General features: G+C 41.0%; 17 protein-coding genes, 5 pseudogenes and 1 riboswitch. Of the genes and pseudogenes, 12 read left to right on the forward strand and 10 right to left on the reverse strand.

Annotation, left to right across the window (positions count from 1 at the left end):
* Positions 1–109: 109 nt before the first annotated feature.
* From IJ22_RS23655 to IJ22_RS23665, 3 genes are read right to left on the reverse strand one after another with little or no spacing between them, the layout of a single operon-like run.
* Complete coding sequence (locus IJ22_RS23655; protein ID WP_062410532.1) at positions 110–1,207, reverse strand: GerAB/ArcD/ProY family transporter; 1,098 nt, start codon at positions 1,205–1,207, stop codon at positions 110–112.
* A 16-nt stretch (positions 1,208–1,223) separates the two neighbouring features.
* Positions 1,224–2,351 (reverse strand): Ger(x)C family spore germination protein, encoded by a 1,128-nt coding sequence (locus IJ22_RS23660; RefSeq protein WP_062410533.1) that lies wholly within the window; start codon positions 2,349–2,351, stop codon positions 1,224–1,226.
* Positions 2,352–2,366: 15 nt separating this feature from the next.
* Positions 2,367–3,935, reverse strand: a complete 1,569-nt coding sequence (locus tag IJ22_RS23665) for a spore germination protein (protein ID WP_074727470.1) — start codon at positions 3,933–3,935, stop codon at positions 2,367–2,369.
* Between the two features lie 285 nt (positions 3,936–4,220).
* Between IJ22_RS23665 and IJ22_RS26870 the strand changes: the two are divergent.
* Positions 4,221–4,892: pseudogene (locus IJ22_RS26870) on the forward strand (Druantia anti-phage system protein DruA).
* Positions 4,889–5,073 (forward strand): annotated as a pseudogene (locus tag IJ22_RS26875) (DUF6444 domain-containing protein); the annotation flags it as partial. The pseudogenes IJ22_RS26870 and IJ22_RS26875, both read left to right, overlap by 4 nt.
* Positions 5,074–5,154: 81 nt before the next feature.
* On the opposite strand, the gene IJ22_RS26880 reads toward IJ22_RS26875, so the two are convergent.
* Positions 5,155–5,388: a DUF6431 domain-containing protein gene (locus IJ22_RS26880; protein WP_335338494.1), complete on the reverse strand. Its 234-nt coding sequence runs from the start codon at positions 5,386–5,388 to the stop codon at positions 5,155–5,157.
* A 311-nt stretch (positions 5,389–5,699) separates the two neighbouring features.
* Between IJ22_RS26880 and IJ22_RS26155 the strand changes: the two genes are divergently transcribed.
* From IJ22_RS26155 to IJ22_RS26920, 4 genes and pseudogenes are all read left to right on the forward strand, one after another.
* The gene (locus tag IJ22_RS26155) at positions 5,700–5,882 is read left to right on the forward strand and encodes a hypothetical protein (RefSeq protein WP_137671250.1); all 183 of its coding nucleotides are present in this window, start codon (positions 5,700–5,702) and stop codon (positions 5,880–5,882) included.
* A 395-nt stretch (positions 5,883–6,277) separates the two neighbouring features.
* Positions 6,278–6,680, forward strand: a pseudogene (locus IJ22_RS23685) (transposase); the annotation flags it as partial.
* A 333-nt stretch (positions 6,681–7,013) separates the two neighbouring features.
* Positions 7,014–7,315: pseudogene (locus IJ22_RS23690) on the forward strand (ATP-binding protein); the annotation flags it as partial.
* Between the two features lie 457 nt (positions 7,316–7,772).
* Positions 7,773–9,656: a flagellin N-terminal helical domain-containing protein gene (locus IJ22_RS26920; protein WP_062410536.1), complete on the forward strand. Its 1,884-nt coding sequence runs from the start codon at positions 7,773–7,775 to the stop codon at positions 9,654–9,656.
* Between the two features lie 73 nt (positions 9,657–9,729).
* On the opposite strand, the gene IJ22_RS23700 is transcribed toward IJ22_RS26920, so the two are convergent.
* The 3 genes from IJ22_RS23700 to IJ22_RS23710 all read right to left on the reverse strand — a co-directional run bounded on the left by IJ22_RS23700 (position 9,730) and on the right by IJ22_RS23710 (position 10,740).
* Positions 9,730–10,053, reverse strand: coding sequence for a Mu transposase domain-containing protein (locus IJ22_RS23700; protein ID WP_062410537.1), 324 nt, complete (start codon positions 10,051–10,053; stop codon positions 9,730–9,732).
* Positions 10,054–10,072: 19 nt separating this feature from the next.
* Positions 10,073–10,270, reverse strand: a complete 198-nt coding sequence (locus tag IJ22_RS23705; protein ID WP_145862565.1) for a hypothetical protein — start codon at positions 10,268–10,270, stop codon at positions 10,073–10,075.
* Positions 10,271–10,371: 101 nt separating this feature from the next.
* On the reverse strand, positions 10,372–10,740 hold the full coding sequence (locus IJ22_RS23710; RefSeq protein WP_145862566.1) for a DDE-type integrase/transposase/recombinase: 369 nt from the start codon (positions 10,738–10,740) through the stop codon (positions 10,372–10,374).
* 735 nt (positions 10,741–11,475) lie between these two features.
* Here IJ22_RS23710 and IJ22_RS25895 point away from each other — a divergent pair.
* The 3 genes from IJ22_RS25895 to IJ22_RS23725 all read left to right on the forward strand — a co-directional run bounded on the left by IJ22_RS25895 (position 11,476) and on the right by IJ22_RS23725 (position 12,902).
* The gene (locus IJ22_RS25895) at positions 11,476–11,535 is read left to right on the forward strand and encodes a ParA family protein (RefSeq protein ID WP_249929688.1); all 60 of its coding nucleotides are present in this window, start codon (positions 11,476–11,478) and stop codon (positions 11,533–11,535) included.
* A 273-nt stretch (positions 11,536–11,808) separates the two neighbouring features.
* Positions 11,809–12,171, forward strand: coding sequence for a PadR family transcriptional regulator (locus IJ22_RS23720; protein WP_054820355.1), 363 nt, complete (start codon positions 11,809–11,811; stop codon positions 12,169–12,171).
* A complete protein-coding gene (locus IJ22_RS23725; RefSeq protein ID WP_062410540.1) occupies positions 12,132–12,902 on the forward strand; it encodes a VanZ family protein in 771 nt (256 codons plus the stop codon). The genes IJ22_RS23720 and IJ22_RS23725 overlap by 40 nt, the downstream gene beginning before the upstream one ends.
* Positions 12,903–12,904: 2 nt before the next feature.
* Here the strand turns inward: IJ22_RS23725 and IJ22_RS26160 are convergent.
* From IJ22_RS26160 to IJ22_RS23735, 3 genes and pseudogenes are all read right to left on the reverse strand, one after another.
* A pseudogene (locus tag IJ22_RS26160) lies at positions 12,905–13,045 on the reverse strand (transposase); the annotation flags it as partial.
* A 246-nt stretch (positions 13,046–13,291) separates the two neighbouring features.
* Entirely contained in the window at positions 13,292–14,101 is an 810-nt protein-coding gene (locus IJ22_RS23730) for a pentapeptide repeat-containing protein (protein WP_054820286.1), read from the reverse strand.
* Positions 14,102–14,410: 309 nt separating this feature from the next.
* Positions 14,411–14,495: riboswitch (cyclic di-GMP riboswitch) on the reverse strand.
* 139 nt (positions 14,496–14,634) lie between these two features.
* On the reverse strand, positions 14,635–15,573 hold the full coding sequence (locus tag IJ22_RS23735; protein ID WP_062410541.1) for a tyrosine-type recombinase/integrase: 939 nt from the start codon (positions 15,571–15,573) through the stop codon (positions 14,635–14,637).
* A 103-nt stretch (positions 15,574–15,676) separates the two neighbouring features.
* Between IJ22_RS23735 and IJ22_RS23740 the strand changes: the two genes are divergently transcribed.
* From IJ22_RS23740 to IJ22_RS23750, 3 genes are read left to right on the forward strand one after another with little or no spacing between them, the layout of a single operon-like run.
* Positions 15,677–16,330, forward strand: a complete 654-nt coding sequence (locus IJ22_RS23740) for an HD-GYP domain-containing protein (RefSeq protein WP_074727449.1) — start codon at positions 15,677–15,679, stop codon at positions 16,328–16,330.
* A gap of 23 nt (positions 16,331–16,353) precedes the next feature.
* On the forward strand, positions 16,354–16,779 hold the full coding sequence (locus tag IJ22_RS23745) for a chemotaxis protein CheW (RefSeq protein WP_171005960.1): 426 nt from the start codon (positions 16,354–16,356) through the stop codon (positions 16,777–16,779).
* A 13-nt stretch (positions 16,780–16,792) separates the two neighbouring features.
* A complete protein-coding gene (locus IJ22_RS23750) occupies positions 16,793–18,805 on the forward strand; it encodes a chemotaxis protein CheA (RefSeq protein WP_062410542.1) in 2,013 nt (670 codons plus the stop codon).
* The last annotated feature ends 19 nt before the right edge of the window (positions 18,806–18,824 follow it).

Here is an 18,824-nt window from a genome sequence, read left to right on the forward strand (position 1 = left end):
GATCGTGGTAACGTGACATTTTCATGTGCCATTCGTGCATCTGGCGAATATAAGTGGCGTGGTCATGGGTATACATAGGCATTGCATAGTGAGTAAAAGTAAAATGGACTTACCCTGTTCCCTGCCTGTTTAATATATTTTTTAGTTCTAAAACAATCCAGACTAATACTGGAATTGCCACAGAGACTGTCGCCGATAACGGGTAAAGCGTTGTAACGTAAAGATCGTCGAAATGGCGATGATTTTCAATGCCTGCAAAGGTGATAACGAACACCGCAATTGTGATTGCCAGATGCACCGCCCACTCTTTTTTAAGTCCTAACCATTGGCGAATTCCGTTATTCAGAACAATCTGGAATGTTGACATCCTTATTACACAACCTAAAACCATGACGGCTATACCATAGACATCAAAACGTTCAATAAATCCGAACTTTACCATTCTAACGACGCTTTGAGCCGCATATTCAAGATTCTTAACTTGTTCCAGACCGAAAATCATTAGAGTACTCGAGATGGTCCCTAGAAACATGAATGTAATGAGTAAAACGAATACGGAGTTGGTAAAAAACAACGATTTCGATTTAGCGTGATCTTTTTTTAACTTCAGCATCAGCAGTATGATAAATTCCCCGAACAAGGCTGTAGTTACTAACATGCCGCTCATCAGAGGCATCAACCCTTGCTCGAATAAAGGAAACAGATTTTGGTGATCTTTTTCCGGTATCGTTGCAATTCCTATTGATACTCCGGTAAAAATAATAATTAACAGTAAAATTTCACTTATGCGCGCTATACTTTCGATTCCTGTATGAACTGCATACAATACCACAAGATAAAAAGCTGCCCCCAAAGCCCAACTAGGTGTTTCCGGCAAAAAAACTACTTGGATAAAATCGAGTAATGCGTAGAGTGTAATCACTAACATATACATAAAATAGACCAGGAATGCCAGTGAAAGAGCTTTTCCCAAAATGGTGCCGAACCCCAGCTCCGACAACTCAACAAGCGTTTTTGACGGGTACAGCTTATGAAGACGAAATAAAATAAAGCCAAATAATAAGCCAATGGGAATTGTACATAAAATGGCCGCCCATGCATCTCTTCCGGACAAGAGAAACATAGTATGCAAAAGTACCATATGGCCCATAACAGGCAAAATCATTGAAAGCAAAAAGACGGACTGTCGGTAGGAAATAAATTGCATATCGTCTCACCTGATTTTATTTTCCAGGGTTATTATTAATTAACCCATTTTTAGGAAGGTGGGTTTTCACACGAACATCCACTTCAATGGAGGGATATATCGTTTCCCAGTGCTGATGATGATTTTTCCAGTACTGTTTATCTTGACGGTTAATGACTCCTGCGAATCCGAAAATATTTGCTTTTAATTCTTTTTGAATTTTTCTTATCGCATGTTCGACTTCTTTTTTAACCGTCTGTGCATAGGATTGTTCAATTGACTTTATTGTCGTATCATTTAGTTCCAATGGCCTGGTTATACTGCCTAGGAATCCCGTCTCATTAATCTCTATAATGATTTTGGGTTTATTATCCATCACCTGACTCCGCATAGACGATTGAGATTTTTTAATCTCTATAGAAAGATAATTCGGCACTTCATCATTCCCGGGTTTATATTGGACCACTTGAAGTCCACCCTGAACTTCACCTACTACTCTTAACATCCCCCTCGTTTCCTTTGAATTTAACTCTCCCACCATTTTGTCGTCTTTAAAAACCGCCGTGCCGAAAATTTCAAAATTTTGCTTTCCATTCCGTATTATTGGAAGATAAGGATCTTCGTATGGTTCCATTAATTTTTGAATAAAATCATGCAATTCCACTTTCGGCGCCTTGGCCAAGCTTTCTTGTTCTTCCAAGGCAAGCTGCATTGCGGCGGCAGGAATGGGATTGATATTGCTTTTCATGTTTAAGAGATCCTTGGCCTTGCCCTTTGTGACAAAAACATTCATGCGAAAACGGGGTTCGTGATCTCGGGCCAAAAAATCAATGCGGGGGCGAACTCCGGTCTTGGCAGCTTCTTCACCTATAATATAGGCATTAATATGATGCCAGATTTGTTTTTTTCCCCCTTTTATAATTAAATCGCGTACCGCTTCAAAAACGGTAAAGCCAGTAGTACTATTCACAAGTACCGCACCTGATTTGTTCTTTTTCACCTCGCCGGGTTTCACTACCTGAGTCGTGGCCTCAAATTTATTTTCATCTTTTACATCAATGCCGACTGCAGCAACAATTCCAACATCCTTCAATTCAGACCTACCCCAACATCCTGTTAATACAAGTATAGAAATAATAAGAAAGACCCCACCCGAAATTCTCATTTATTTCGCACTCCTTTAATCATTTTCGTAATTTTTCGGAGGATGAGGTCTCTGTCCTTCGGCTTGTCGAATTTCATTTACTGTATTTAAAACTTCGGGACGCCGATTTAGAGCCCACAATGGAGTTCGAATAAATAAGTCCTTCCATCCGCTCCATGTAATCGGAAACAAAGGGGACATATATGGAATGCCGAAGGAACGAAGGGATGCTACGTGAAGCATCAATGCAGCAACGATTAAGATCATACCGTATAGCCCGAATGTTCCCGCAGCGAACAAATATAGAAACCGAAGTATTGCCGCGACATCGGCAAGACCGGTGACCAGAAACCCGGTAATTGCAGAAACAGCAATAACTATTACTGTCGGTGCTCCGACAAGACCTGCATTGACCGCCGCTTCACCGATCACCAAGGCACCCACAATGGAGACAGCCTGTCCGACCGGTCTTGGCATTCGAACTCCTGCTTCTCTAAGCCATTCAAATGTAATGAGCATTAATAACACTTCTATGGCCAAAGGGAACGGCACACCTTCTCTGGATGCAGCAATGCTGATTAATAATTCAGTTGGGAATATCTCCTTATGAAAATCCTGAAATGCCACATATGCACCCGGTGAAAGAGTGGTTACCAAGAAACCGGCCAGTCTGAGCAAGCGGATGATGGTTGCATAATAGGGACGCGAATAATAATCTTCTGAAGACTGAAACGATTCAAACATAAGATGAGGAATGACCAATACCGTGGTACTTCCTTCCACAAATATAGCTACTCTTCCTTCAAGCAACCGTGCGGCAACGACATCCGGTCTTTCAGTATTGGCGACCGTAGGAAATATTGAGAAGGGAACATCTTCGATAAATGCTTCGATATAACCGCTTTCCAATACGGCGTCAATTCGAATACGCTGGAGTCGTTTCTTAACTTCTTCTACAATTCCAGGCGAGACAATGTCATCAATATATGCGATTGCTACTTCAGTTTGTGTAACCTCGCCCACAACCATTTGGGTAATCTGCAGCTTGGGATGATGAATCCGGCGCCGCAGCATGGATGTATTGATACGAAGGGTTTCAACGAACCCTTCCCTTGGTCCGCGCACAGTGGTTTCCGTTACCGGTTCCTCAATGCCTCTGCTTTCCCAGGCCCGCACTCCCAGAACCAAAGCTTCGTTTAACCCATTAATGAATAGAAGTGAATCCCCTTTCATTAACTGCGCGGTACTTTTTTTCATTGAACTTTCTTTTTTTATACTGCTTATGTTAATTACGGTATTCTCAATATGCTTAAGAAGATCAGATTCATTTCCTTCTTGAAGACTAAGACTCATTAGCGGTTTTAGAACATGTTCATTTACCATCGTTTTATCGAACAGACCGTCGACTGCCACAAAAAAAGCTTCTACATCTTGATTTTTACCGATTGAAAAAGATCGAAAAACAATATCGGAGCTTTCTTGATATAGTTTTGTTAAAAAAGAAACATTATCAGATAATGTAGCAGATATGAACTGCTCTTCTATCTCAGGTTGTCTGCGTATTTCTTTTTGATACTTTATTTTACTTTTTATCCATTTAATCAAGGGAATCACCAATAATAATATTCCCTAAAAATGGGTAACTATTCAGGTACCCCTTAAATCCCTGCTGGACTCAGCGGGATTTTGTTTTAAACTCGAACCATGAAGATTCAAGGACGAAACCTTGCTCAAGAAAATATCGAATGGATCAGCGGTCTTATCGCGGATCATCCAGACTGGCATCGAAGCCGCCTTTCCCAGGAAATTTGTATAGCGTGGAACTGGGTGAATGCCAATGGTCAACTCAAAGACATGGCTTGTCGGACCATGCTTCTTAAATTAGAGCGAATGGGACAGATCACGCTCCCGCCACCACGCTCGGTTGGTGTTGGAAATGCGGTCAGACATCTTCGCTCTGTCCCCCATTCCACATATGACATTGTGTGTACGCTGCGCGAATTGACACCTCTGCGTATCGAGGCGGTTCGTGAGAAGGCCATGTCCCGCCTGTTCAAACATCTGCTGGCGGAATACCATTACCTCGGCTTCAGCGGTACCGTCGGCGAGAATATGAAATACCTCGTCTTCGATCGGCAGCAGCGTCCGCTTGCTTGTCTGCTCTTCGGTTCCGCCGCGTAGAAGGTCGCTTACCGCGATCAGTGGATCGGCTGGAATGCGGCTGCTCGGCAAGAGGCTCTGCCATTCATCACAAACAACATGAGATTTCTCATTCTGCCATGGGTCCGTGTTCCTCATTTGGCCAGTCACATTCTCGCTGCCATCGCCAAACGCGTTAGCGACGACTGGATGTACAAGTATGGACATCCCATCTATATGCTCGAAACCTTCGTCGATCAAGAGCGGTTTCGCGGCGTCTGTTACCGGGCTGCCAATTGGATTCGCGTCGGACAGACGCAGGGGCGCAGCCGCGACGACACGCAGCGTCTGTTCCAAGTCTCGAGTCAAAGATGTGTATCTGTATCCCCTCATCCCGCACGTAAGGGAGGTGCTCTCCGATGAAACGCGAAGATATTCTTAAAGTGTATGAAGCTGGTCCCGATGCCGTCGTCAATTTGGTTCAAGGGTTAATTCGGGAATTCACCGCCGAAATCCATGAATTGAAAGAACGAGTCAAAACACTTGAAAACCAATTGATCAAAATAGCCGCAATTCCGGTAAACCGCCATCATCGGACGGATTCAAGAAACCGAACTTGGACCATATTGAACCGGGGCGGTAGAGAGACCGTGGAATGGATGAACAAAAGTATAAGAATGAGTTTTTACGACAAGGAACGGGAGCTATTAGAAAGGAAAGGCACTAAAGAGACCACTTCTTCTATACAAGTAGATTCGTAACGCTTGTAAGGAACTAAAAAGTCCGGTAGCTCATGATGTATCTTACAACAACCGGTACAGCGTAATCTTCGAAGCGATAACACCTTGACTTCTCCCGTAGCATTCCTACTGATTCTTTTCCGACTCCCCACAACAGGGGCAGGGAACCACTTCCACACACCTAACAAAAAACGCCGGTAATCTTCTCAACCAGCTCATAATTTGATACAATGACCATGTTGAATTTTTGTGTGAGGATGTCTCCAGTGAACCTGCTCGAACAGGTACACGTTTATGGGGGCATCCTTTTCCTTTACTGTGATACGGTCATTATATTCGTCAATCCCTGGACAGGCAATTCAGTCAGCTATTGGGCATTATGATTCAGCGGCAACATTACTATATTTAGTATGTATTGACTATTACAATTTATACATATATTGCACATAATTGAATTTGTTACAAAAAAACATACGTGGAGGTTTTGTTATTGAATAAGATTTTTGGTAAGAAAAAATTGCTTTTAGCATCCACTTATACTACAGTTGCTAGAGCTCAGTTAAGTAATACTGCGGTTACCTACCAAAACAATGCACGCAGCTTGATTACGAATTTTAATAACTGGGATAACTCTGACCCAAGTTGGGGTGTAAGTGTAGTTAGCGGATTTTAAGTAAGTATTGACCTTTGTATCAAATAACAGAAGGAAGGAGAGCATTCTTATGGATAGATCAACATTATGGCGCTCTCTTGCTTTTATCTCCATAGGAATCATGTTATTGATAGATATTATAGGTGTTATTTACATTGTTATGAATAATGATCAGGTCATCAAAGGAACAGTCTATATAATTATATGGACTTCGATAATAATCTTTTGGTTATTTAGATTGCGTTCGTGGATTCGTGAAGGTAGATTTTAGAATTAAAGCATATGGCCCTAGCAGTAACACCAGGACAAGGTGCTGGTCAGATTGACGAGAAAGCCCCTTCTATTTGAAGGAGCTACTGAGAACGTACTAAGTTTTGTGTAAATGGTTAAACTTTCCATTAGGGAGATGATCATTTATGCAAGATGCAAAAGACAAGACATTGAAGGAATTAGCTAAGGATTGCCGGACGGTTGAAGATGTTCATGAGATGCTAAAGAATATGTGTCGCGACACCCTACAGCCAGTTGTTTGAAGCCGAAATAGACAACCATTTAGGCTACATCAAGCACAGTTCTGAAGGCGATCTAACAGGCAACAGTCGGAACGGCTACAGTAAAAAGACCATCAAAACAAAGTTTGGCAACACCGAACTGCAGATACCACGTGATCGAAACAGTGAGTTTGAGCCTCAAGTTATCAAAAAGCACGAAACGACCCTCAATGGCTTAGAGGAGCAGATTATTGGCCTCTACGCGAAAGGCATGTCTACTCGAGACATTGAAGATCATATGCGGGATCTGTACGGCATTGACGTATCGTGTCCTAGCTTCACTTTCTCAATAATGCCTAGAAATCGGTGCATGGTGCGGTTTCTAGGCGTTTTTTACTTTGGGACTCGCACCAAAACGCACTAATTTAGTTATCAACCTTAATATAACGAACTGCTCTATACCCCTATATTTAACACATATAACCTTCTAGATATGTTTTATAAGACCATTTTAATCAAAATCAATGTTTGACAATTTATAGGGAATTGATTAAGTTTGTATGTGGGTGTGTAAAAAAATGGAAAGTCAAATTGTTGAAAATTTCAAAGCAAGATATGAGAAGCTTGGTGATCGGACAAATGAAGAAAACATTAAGATTAGGGTAATAGCAGTAAGTTTCGGGAGAAGCTGAGGAAGATGGATTTGCTGATTCTCGATGAGATGGGATACGTCCCGTTCAGCCAAACGGGCTCAGAACTACTGTTTAACGTGATTGCGGATTGTTATGAACGGCAAAGCGTGATTGTGACGTCTAATCTGGAATTTGGACAATGGACGAGTATTTTGGGGACACGAAATTGACGTCAGCGCTGGTAGACCGGCTTGTACACCACGCTCACATTCTCTCGTTTACCGGGGATAGTTTCCGTCTGAAACAGGCGATGGAACGAATTCCGGGTTGATGATTCTACTGGCAAGTGTCTGTCGGCATTTTTCGCTGCCGAAATTAGCATTTTTCTCTTGCGAAAAACAAGCAGTCTGAAATCGAGCAACATTTAAAACAGGAATTGACCTCCGCGCAGTTCAAGCTCATCCTCGAATGGGAGGAAACGTTGAATTACCGACATACGACATACGATTGAAAAGAAATGGATGTACCGTGCCGGACTGCGGGACGGCATGCAAATGGCGCGGGTCTTTTATGCTCCACGATAAGAGGGCAAAGCCTAATGTCATAGATTCGTGTTCTCTATAAAGCTTGGCAATCGGTGTATGGTGCAGATTTCTAGGCTAGATTCATGCACAACAATTTTGATTTTGATAGTACTATCTATAAGAAGTAAGGTAGTTTATACTAAATTATTCATTGATATCAGTCGATAAATATATCAATTAGTATTTACACCTCGGGTGGTTTTCGTGAGAATAGCTCATAATATATCAGCATTAAATACATTAAATAGACTTAACAAAAATAATAGATCTATTGGGAATTCTTTAGAAAAACTATCCTCGGGTTTACGCATTAACAGAGCGGCAGATGATGCAGCAGGACTAGCAATATCTGAAAAGATGAGGGCACAAATCAGAGGATTAGAGCAAGCGGAGAGAAATATTCAAGATGGGATATCCTTAATTCAAACAGCAGAAGGTGGATTAACAGAAATAACTGATAATTTGCAACGAGCTAGAGAATTAGCTGTCCAAGCGGTAAATGATACATTAACTGATGAAGATAGATATATGATTCAGAAGGAAATAATGCAGTTAAAACAAGAAATTGATGATATTGCAAATCTCACTCAATTTAATGGGATTAACCTTTTAAATGTTGAAAACAGTAATTTAACGACAGTAAGCTTTTCTACATATGTTGGTGATAATATATCCTCACTAACAAGATCAACTTTGATTGGAAACAGTGAGAACATACATACGGCAAGTGGAATAAATATTATTTCTGGAGTTAATGATGGGTTGACAATCAAGTTTGATGGTACAGCGTACTCCATTAATATATCGCCAGGATTCTACAGCGGTTCTTCTACTGCATTATACAATGATATTAATACCAAGCTGTCTGCTCTAGGCGCACCTGTTACACTATCTGATGTATATAGTGACTGGGATGATACTCATATGAGAACGTTATTAACGAGTACAATTCCAGGTAACCATACGATTGAGGTTGAAGGGACAGCATTTAATGAGATATTTGCAGCAGAACCCCAATTTGGTGGAAATTATGAAGTTTGGGGAAGAGAAGCTGATTTTTCCGTAGGGTATACTGTTGAAGCAGGCATTAATGATACGTTAAACTTTATTGAAAATGGGGTATCTAAAACAATTGTTCTTACTGAAGGCTCGTATAGTAGAGATGAACTGATTGCGGAGTTAAATAATCAATTTGCCAATGTAGGTGCTAGTATTACCGCTTCAATGTCACCTTCAATTGGAGTAAATATGAGTGCTGGACCTGGAAATAAGCATTATATTCTTAAGCTCACACATAACTACAGTAGTTCGGAAAATGCAATTCAATTAGTGTCAGGCAATGCACTTAATCCCTTGTTTTTGCGTTTATCCCAGCTAGGAGATGTATGGACTCCAAAGACAACCAGTTATCTAAAAACGGATATTGATATTATAAGCGGAATAACGGTAAGAGCTGGACAGAATAAGTGGGAGTTTACTGTTGACGAAGGTATTAAAAAGGTAATAACACTATCACCTGGTTCATATACAGCTACGAGTTTAATCAGTGCTTTAAATAATGAATTCAATAATGTAAGTGCAGGTATAATCGCAGTAAACGATAACGGGGTTCTAAAGTTTGAAAGGGAAATGAATGGTAGTAGTTATACAATTTCAAACTTCAGAGTAATTAATGAAACAAGTAGCGTTACGTGGAGAAGTTTACAAATAGGTGCAAACTCAAGCGATACATTTCAAATCCTCTTAACTGATGCGAGAGCAACTGCACTTGATGTGGATAATATTGACATTTCAAACAGCCAAGGCGCAGAATCTGCTATCTCTAAAATAGATAAAGCATTAGAAAAAGTATCATCAGAGCGTGCTAAATTTGGTGCATATCAAAATGCACTAGAACACATTCATAATAATATTTCAAATTATAAAATTAATTTAACGGCATCAGAATCACGAATAAGAGATGTTGATATGGCAAAAGAGATGATGGAGTTTACAAAAAATAATATTCTCGCTCAAGCCTCCCAAGCCATGTTAGCTCAAGCGAATCAGCAGCCTGAAGCCGTATTGCAAATATTAAGTAATAGTTAACTGCTCTCCAATAATATGGAGGGTTTCTTATTTTTTCCTGCATATTGGGCCGGATCCGTTCCTTGCAGCGGCTTTACTTCGTCCGATGTAGCTGCCTTTGGCAGATGGCTTCCAAGTAGGCGGCAGCCAGCTGCGTGTCGGAGAACTGCCTTGTCACGCTTTCCAAATAAGCACGGATACCTTTGGTTCGGTCTCGTCGGTGATTGGTGTTTTGAATGAGTTGCCCTTTCAGAAAGGAACGTTCATGTTCGGCCAGATACTCTCTAGTATCCAAATCATAGATCCGCAGTCTGGTTTCACATGCTTGTACACCGACCTCTTTGGCAGTGCCGTCATATGTGCCAAGCGGAACCGAGTACCGGTTGCCTTCATACCAGATGGTATTGTCCTTTCGCACGGTCCTTGTTATACTCATTTTAGGAGATTTTATTTTTTCTAGGATCGGGCGAAGGATGTTGCTTTTCGATGGCAAACACTTCGGCTGGTATTTTTTTCGTCGTATGGTGAACCAGGGTGTTGCCGGTCCGATCCAGCCAGGACAAACATTCCTCATTGAGCTTATCTACACTGACAAACATCCGATGGCGGGCAAAGTTTTGTTTCACATATTTCACGACATTCTCCACACGCCCTTTGCTTTCGGGATCCTGTTTCCGGCACATGCGAACGTGGAAGCCGCGCTGGCGTACATAGGATGCAAATTCATGGGTCAGGATCAAGTCGCCGTAGTTTTTACTCGCAAGCAGCAAATGACTTGGTCGTACACAATCTTCCGAGTCATTCCGCCATAATAGACAAAGGCAAGTTCGTGCGCGTCGATCACGTCCTTGGTGACAAAGGGACGGTCTTGCCAATGGATGAATTTATACCTGGAGTGGGAGAGAACGAACGTGATGAACCATAACTTCACCGGGATGCCTTGCAAATTTTTTATTTTCACTTCTCCTAAATCCACTTGCATTTGCTCGCCCATTGGTGGACGTAACTTCTGACGGTGCTCGCTCCGATTTTTAAAATCGGCATGGCGCTCTTTCAGCCAGCCAGGATTTGTGTTGCGGACAGATCCGGGTATTCCCGCAGCCACTGCAAGATTTGCTGCTCATAAGGGTCTAACTTTTTTGCACGGGTTTCAAGCTCTATAAGTTCGTTTTCTTCTGGTGTACGGTTCCGACGAATGCGGAAGCGGATCGCGCAGCTTTCGTGGTTCGGACATTCATGAACAAATTTCGTTTGAAATAACGGTGAACGCAGATAGCACGCACCTCGCGACGGCGCTGCAATCGACTTATTTTCCGTTCAAGCAAAGGACGCCTGGCGGCATGTACAGCGATCAAGCAGTTTCCAATCTGATGGGAGATTTATTCAAATAATAGTTGATATTGAATCAATCAACATTCTTTTGGAGCATCCGCTTAACCCTTTTAATGTTGCTAAGAACACTGATAAGTGTCGATTGGTTTTCACATAACCAATATCAAGTAGAGCAACTAAATTCTTGGACGACAACATTTAACAACAAATTGAATGTACTAATTTCAAGGAGTTAGAAATTCTGAAATTTGACCGAAAAAAGCACTGCGAATATCAAATGTATGAAATATTTGGTTCCGATAATGGGTTCTGTGAGTGGAAAGTAAAAGCAAAAGGATTTGTCCTTTACTGGAATGATTTCGTGTCAGACGCTTGGTTTGTTAATTGGAACAAGCCCTACATAAAACATGGATTTGAATACAAAGAGCATATTTTTCAAAGAGCCGGTTGCCTCAAATATAAAGGTAACCGGCTTTTTGCATGAAGGTAGGAAAGTCAAGTGCCGAAGGTGATTGCTCTGGCCAACCAGAAAGGTGGAGTGGGAAAGACCACAACGGCGATCAATTAAGAAATCGGACTGGCTACTGAAGCGTGCATGTCCTGCAGGGCAACGCTCAGTCATTTTATAAAAATTCCCTTATAATTGGTAAGTCAGGAGGACGGGCTTCACGAGCACGGCCGCGAGGGATACCGGTTCCGCAAATTGCAAACCATCCAAAAAGACGATCAAACGGATTCAGTTCATTCGGGTGCTTAGATCGAATTTCTTTACTCAACCTTGTAATGCGATGTATTATTGTGATACGATGTAATCGGTTGATTTTGAAGGTGAGGTGCAGGTATGGACAAAGAGATCATGAAAGGCAGTATTGATATTTTGCTTTTGTCACTCCTAGATAAACGGGACATGTACGGTTATGAAATCGTAAAGATATTGAAGGAAAATAGTAATGAACTGTACAACATGAGTGAGGGAACGCTGTATCCCGCCTTAAAAAGATTAGAGAATAAAGAATGGCTGCAATCGTATTGGGGAAATTCCGAGAGCGGCGGGAGAAGAAAATATTACAGAATTACACAAGATGGAAAGAAAGAATTGGAAAAGAAATTAAAAGAATGGAATCAAATCAATCATTTAATAAAAGTATGTTCGGAGGGAATCGCGTGGATAAAAAAATCGAAACCTATATTGATAAAATTGTAAGCGAATTAAATTGCGGCGAGGAACAAAAAAGGGAAATCATTGATGAAATGAGGGATCATCTATACTTATTGAAAAATGAATATATAGAACAAGGTTTTACAAATGAAGAAGCGACGCAAAAAGCACTGGAAAATTTCGGGGAACAAAAACAATTGATAAATGGTTTACAAGAGTCGTTATTTCCCTTTTATAAGGTATTCAAGATGGGAACATGGATTTTATTTGGTCTGTACTCCTTGATCATTCTGTTTAAGCTGCTATTTCAGAGAATGATTATACGTATTACAGATTATGCAAACGGTTTTGCGAACCCCTATTATGTTTTTATTCCACCGAATTCAGAAGGATATTTTGATTTGGAAGCTTTAAAGTTTAATTCGAATATCATCCCTTTTAAAAATACGATGGAATACATAACTGGATATGACCGGTTTAACTTAGATATAATCATCAATAACACATTAGGGAATATTTTAATTTTTCTACCATTAGGAATTTTTCTTCCTCTGTTATTTAAAAAATACCAAACCTTCACGAAAGTATTTGCTGCGTCAATTCTAATCAGCTTTTCAATCGAATTCTTACAACTTGTTCTTAAAATTGGACAGTTTGATATCGATGATATCATTTTAAATGTCACCGGTAGTATCATCGGTTTTTTACTTATAGGGACAATAAAGAGTATGATCCATTTACCGAAAGGAAGTATATTCCGAAAAACAACAAATTAATTGCTTTTTCCCTTGGTTGCCTTCCGCAGCTGCTGGTGGTAGCTCTCGATCATATTGGTCGTGTAGATCAGCTTGCACAGATCAGGTGGATACTTAAAGAAGGTAGCGAGCTCGTCCCAGTTGCTGCACCATGAACGGATAATGTTGTGGAGTGCTGCTCACTGTTAGTCAGGAAAGACTAAGAGTTGAGATGTATTGGCGGATATCGTAACGGAGCGGGAGAATGCCCGCTTCTTTTTTTGAACTTATTATGATAGGGGCGGCTAAGGAAGACGCTCTTCTTCTACATACCCCCTCAGTGCCGAATGATTGACTTTTTTGTCGTTGTAACCCTTAACTTAAGCATAATTTTCCTTCGTTTGTTTAAAACCATTTCCATTATTTAATTACTAATGTTTTAACCAATGAGCAGGAACTTTTAAGTAACGAGGTAATCTGGTCTCTTTATTACCTTTAGCCGAGTTAACCTGAGCTTGAGTAAGAAAAATACTTCCGGTAAGATTTGCACCTGATAAATCAGCATCTCTTAAGTCTGAACCAATAAAATCCACTTTTCTTAAGTCAGCGCCCCTCAAATTAGATGCAATCAACAATGCCCCTCTTAAATTCATACCTCGTAGGTTAGCACCTTTTAAATTCGCACCTATAAAATCCTTGCGTATCTTGCTTTCCTTATTACTTTGAATGAATTCTTTTCGAATGAATTCACTTGTTTTGAGTAATAAATGATTCACGATTTCTCTATGAGCCGGTACATCTAAATTAAGAATATCTTTCGGATTAAGATTAGTTAGAGATAAAGTTTTATCGAAAACGCTTTGCAATTCATTCCGGATGGGTTGAGTTTCTTCTAAATCTAAAGCTTGACTTAAGTAGCAAAGCATCTCATGCAACTGTTGAACAATAGGAAATACTGCAAACATTTCCTTTGATAACTCTGGATTCTTTCTCCAATCTTTACCTTTAAAAATTTCTTGTGAAACATGTTGTCCAGCACCAAAACATTCATAGGAAACACACCCATGAAAACCTTGATCTCTTAGATGTTCATGTATGCTGCAACGATGATCTGGACACAAGTTACGACAAGGGACTCCGCCTTCTTTATTAAAAGCAAAATCTGCTGATTTTGTATAGGGTAAGGCCACACAACATAACCCAAAGCAATTTTCACAGTCAGACTGCAATTTACTATTCAAAAAATCACTTCCTAAATTAATTTGACCCGCTTGCCCGTCGCCAGCGGCGAAAAGCCAAGGTAAGCGTTCCATTTGGTTCATCGAATCATTCTTCTTGATACGTGACCATATAACATCATAATGGATGCTGTTCCATTTGTCACGCCGGCACAAATGTAGGGGCTCTCAACAATGAAACGTCTATATTGTCTAATCTATGAGATCTATCCCCAGCCCCTGGGGGACTACCCCAAGCTTGCGACTATCATAGTGCATAGATAGACAGGCAAAACAAAAAAACTACCCATTGCAGTAAGGTAGGTCTTATTTCTCAGCAACCTGGCGATCATATCACTGGGTATTTAGACCCATGGATTTGCGTCCCTATTTTTCGATAGGTTTGCCTTGTGTATAAATTTTATTGAAAAAAAATGTGCAACCTTCCATACTGGTCGTACAATGTTGATTATTCGACAATTTATTTATTGTACAATTATAGTCCTAAGGAACTCCATTTGCAACCATTTCCAATAAAATTCCTTATGCCAATAGGCCTATAAAATGTCCGCGAAACATTCCTCTACGTAATCAGGAGCAGCTTTGTTCAATTGTTCAATCGTATGTAAATACCTTTGAGTCGTATTAATGTGAGCGTGACCCAGATTTTCCTGAACTTGCTGCAAAGAGGCACCGTTAAGAAGAGCAAGCGTTGCATTCGTGTGTCGAAGCCAATGTGGGGTTGGTTCCTTTCTCAGATCGCTTTGTTTACGAACTTTCTGCATAATTCTTTCGACCTGCCTGACCGTTAGGGGAAACAGACGTTGTTCCGGTCGATAGTGGGAAAAACGTTCTGCATAGATCATCCAGAGTTTTTTGGGAACCTTCACTTCTCTTTGTTTACCCCCTTTGCCGTCAACGACGGTTAACCACATGGAAATGCCAGCGGGATCCGAGTGGAAATGCCCCCATTCGATTGCAACCAGTTCCGATACTCGTAATCCCATTAATATTAAAGATAGGCCAATCAAATAGTTGCGTTCACCTGATTTTTTTAGCTCGATTAGGAGATGTATTGCTTCCTTTTTCGTCAGATAATGATTTTTGCTGGTTACCGGTACTTTGGGGGAGCGGATGCAAGTTGTTGGATTTACCGTAAATAGACCAATATTCGGATCACTCCCCCATTTGTATAGCGAACGAATAGGAGCAAGGAAATTTGCTACTGAAGCAGGGGATAAGGGCTTTTTACTAGGACTGCAAAGCCCCTCAGATAAACTGATCTTGAATACCTCGACCTCTTTCCATGTTACTTCACGAAGCGGCTTGAAGGATAGAAATTGACGAAATAATTGGATCGCTCTGCTGTAATTTCTCAAGGTGAATTCAGATTCCATGCAAGTCATTTTTAGGAACATAGACACGATTTGGTCATCTGTGTACGTTCGATTTTTCTGCTCTGTTTGTTGTTCCGGTAATACCATAACTTGATTCATCTTGGTTGTTTCTCCTCCATGATGTCGAATAATCAACATTGTGCGACATTGTACATCGTGTTTCGCATTATTTGCAATATGTTCTAAACGGAGGGACACCACATTGAATCAACGAATCGCAAGTTGGCTGTCCAAATTGCGGTTACACGATTCGTCTACCTATCATCACAGTATTCGCGTTAGTAATATGGCAAGACGAATAGCCGCAGAATTAAATTTAAATCAAGAGCAAACCCAAAAACTTGTGCTGGGATGCATTTTACACGACATCGGTAAAATTTTCGTTCCAAAATCGATTTTAGGAAAATCCTCCGTACTGACCCACAATGAATGGGTCTTGATGAAGCAACATCCGATCTGGGGAAACGATTTTTTACGGAATGAGGGCATTACCGATCAGGATGTTACCGGCGCGGTTCTCTATCATCATGAACGTCCGGATGGAACGGGCTATCCATTCGGTTTGGCTGCCGGTGACATTCCATTCTGCGCCAGAATTTGTGCCATATTGGATGCGTTCGACTGCATGGTTTCGGGCCGGCCCTACCGTAAAAGCATCACGTTCGCGGATGCCAAAATCGAGCTATGGGAAAATAGAAACAAACAATTTGATCCGTATGTTTTGACCGTATTTTTACAGATGAGTGAATCGTACTTTATTGAACTGCACCATACCATGAATTCAGAATATGACAGACAGTATCTTTCCCAGAACGATCCGCCGTATCTTTTATCCGAATCCGCATTCCTTGGTTGAGTGAATATCTAGGGGGTGAAATAGTGGAAGTTTTACAGCAAGACCAGTATATCGTGATTGAACTGGGCACAGAAGAATACGCTCTAAAGATTTCTGAAGTTTATGAAATTATCAAAATGCAAAAAATAACAGCAATACCTAACAGTAGGGCTTTTTTGGAAGGTGTTACGAACATTCGGGGTAAAATTGTGCCGATCATCAGTTTGCGTAAAAGATTTCAATTGGGAGAGACGTCCGTAATTCATAAAGCGAGAATCGTAGTGGTGAATCATAACGAAGAAATGATCGGCATCGTTGTAGATGGAGTTAATCAAGTGATCAAATTTTCCGATATACAGCCCTCTACCGAAATTGTTTCTGGAGTTGATGGCAGTTATTTTCAAGGGATTGGCCAGTCGGAAGAAGGACTTATCGGCATTTTAAATCTAGAACATGTTCTTGTAGGGTAAGGGGGAAACCCATATGAATCGTTCGGAATTGATGGGAGTTTTCTTGTCTGAAGCGGAAGAATTGCTCCAATTACTGGAAATAGAGATCCTGAATTTGGAACAGCAAGGCGATTCCCCGCAAATCATACATAATATTTTTCGGATTGCTCATACATTAAAAGGTTCATCCGCTGCGATGGGTTTCGAGGAAATAAAACAATTGACCCACGAAATGGAAAATATTTTTGACAAGATTCGAAATCAACTTCTACCGGTGACGCAGCAGGTTGTAGATATCCTATTTCAATGTTTGGATCATTTAAACTGGTTGAAAAGAGAAATTGAACAAGAAGGTGTTACAAAAACAAATATCGATTCCATCGTGCATCAATTGCGGCAATTGGAAAAGAGGACGGAAGAGAACTTCGAATCGAATAGTAAGTTGTTTGAAGACAAAAAACAGAAATTAAAAAAGTGGAGATGTAAAGTTCGTTTATCCGAACATTGTGAGATGAAGCTTCCTCGGGCCCATATTGTGTTAAATCATCTTAAGAAGTGGGGATCCGTTATGTCGTCGGAACCGGAATTGGACAGCGTCATCGAAGAAACAAACCTCAATGAAATTTCCTATATCGTCAAGACGAACGCGGATTCCGATGCCCTTCAACATTTGCTGAGCCAGCTTATTGATGTTGAAGATGCCGAAGTGGTGCCTTTTTCAAACGACAATTTGGTTGATGCTTTCGTGCCATTGACAGATGCCAATAAGGACTCGGAGCCGGACAACCCGATCCCAAACCAGGGCAGAAAAGAAGAAAAGAAAATAGGACAAACGATTCGCGTCGATGTGGAACACTTGGACAGCATTATGAATTTGGTTGGTGAATTGGTCATCGACCAGACAAGAATCGCCCAAGTCGGAAATTTGTTGCGCGATCGTTACTCTACGGATGAAACGATCGATGATTTGGAGCGAATTTCCAATCATTTCAGCCGAATCATTGGGGAACTTCAAGAATCCGTGATGAAGACGCGAATGCTTCCCGTCGAGCGATTATTCAACCGATTTCCAAGAATGGTACGAGATTTAGCCCGGACGTTAAACAAGGAAGTCAATCTGCTGCTTGAAGGGAAAGAAACTGAACTGGATCGGACAGTCATAGAGGAAATTAGCGATCCGTTGATTCATCTGATCCGGAATGCCATAGACCACGGTATAGAAGAAGTAGAAGTTAGAAAAAAACGGGGAAAATCCCTTAAAGGTACGATAAAGATTAGGGCGTCCCATCAAGAAAATCAAGTGGTGCTGACGGTAGAGGATGACGGGGCGGGAATTAACGCGGAGAAAGTAAAAGAATCCGCCATACGCAAACAATTGATTACTGCGCAAGATGCCGAAATGATGTCGGAACAGGAATGGATTCAACTTATTTTTCTTCCTGGTTTTTCGACAGCCCAATCCGTAAGTGATATATCGGGACGCGGAGTCGGGATGGACATTGTCCGAAATCATATCGAGAAATTAAACGGATTGATCGATGTAGAAACCCGTTTGGGCGAAGGGACGAAGTTCACGATTAAATTGCCTTTAACTTTAGCTATTCTTCGAGGACTTCTGATCAAGTTGCAGGAAACAACTTATGCCTTGCCCATGAACAGTGTGATCGAAATCGTCCGTATATCGAAAAAAGAAATCCACTCCGTTAAGGGACAAGCTGTTGTAAAAATCAGAGAAAAAATTCTTCCACTCATCGGTCTTCACGATCTTTTTAGAATGTCCTGCGGCAAAAGAAAAACAAAGCATGTATTTATCGTGGTTGTCGGACTGGCAGAAAAACGGCTCGGTTTGGTTGTCGATGAATTGATCGGCAGCCAAGAAATTGTAGTAAAATCCATCGGTTCCTATATCGGACAGGTCGAAGGCGTTTCGGGGGCCACGATTCTGGGCGATGGAAGCGTAGCGCTGATCTTGGATGTAACCGGAGTATTCAAATTGGCAAATAACCTTAAGTCTATCGAATCCGAAGTAATGGATGATGTGGTCTAACCATATCCATTTTTCACAG

The organism is Paenibacillus naphthalenovorans, assembly GCF_001465255.1.
GTDB classification, from domain to species: domain Bacteria; phylum Bacillota; class Bacilli; order Paenibacillales; family NBRC-103111; genus Paenibacillus_G; species Paenibacillus_G naphthalenovorans.

What these genes read in the sequence shown, in the direction of transcription:
- IJ22_RS23660 (WP_062410533.1), bottom strand. Translation starts at nt 2,351, where the DNA reads ATGAGAATTTCGGGTGGGGTCTTTCTTATTATTTCTATACTTGTATTA.
- IJ22_RS23655 (WP_062410532.1), bottom strand. Translation starts at nt 1,207, where the DNA reads ATGCAATTTATTTCCTACCGACAGTCCGTCTTTTTGCTTTCAATGATT.
- IJ22_RS23735 (WP_062410541.1), bottom strand. Translation starts at nt 15,573, where the DNA reads ATGAATCAAGTTATGGTATTACCGGAACAACAAACAGAGCAGAAAAAT.
- IJ22_RS23750 (WP_062410542.1), top strand. Translation starts at nt 16,793, where the DNA reads ATGAATCGTTCGGAATTGATGGGAGTTTTCTTGTCTGAAGCGGAAGAA.
- IJ22_RS23720 (WP_054820355.1), top strand. Translation starts at nt 11,809, where the DNA reads ATGGACAAAGAGATCATGAAAGGCAGTATTGATATTTTGCTTTTGTCA.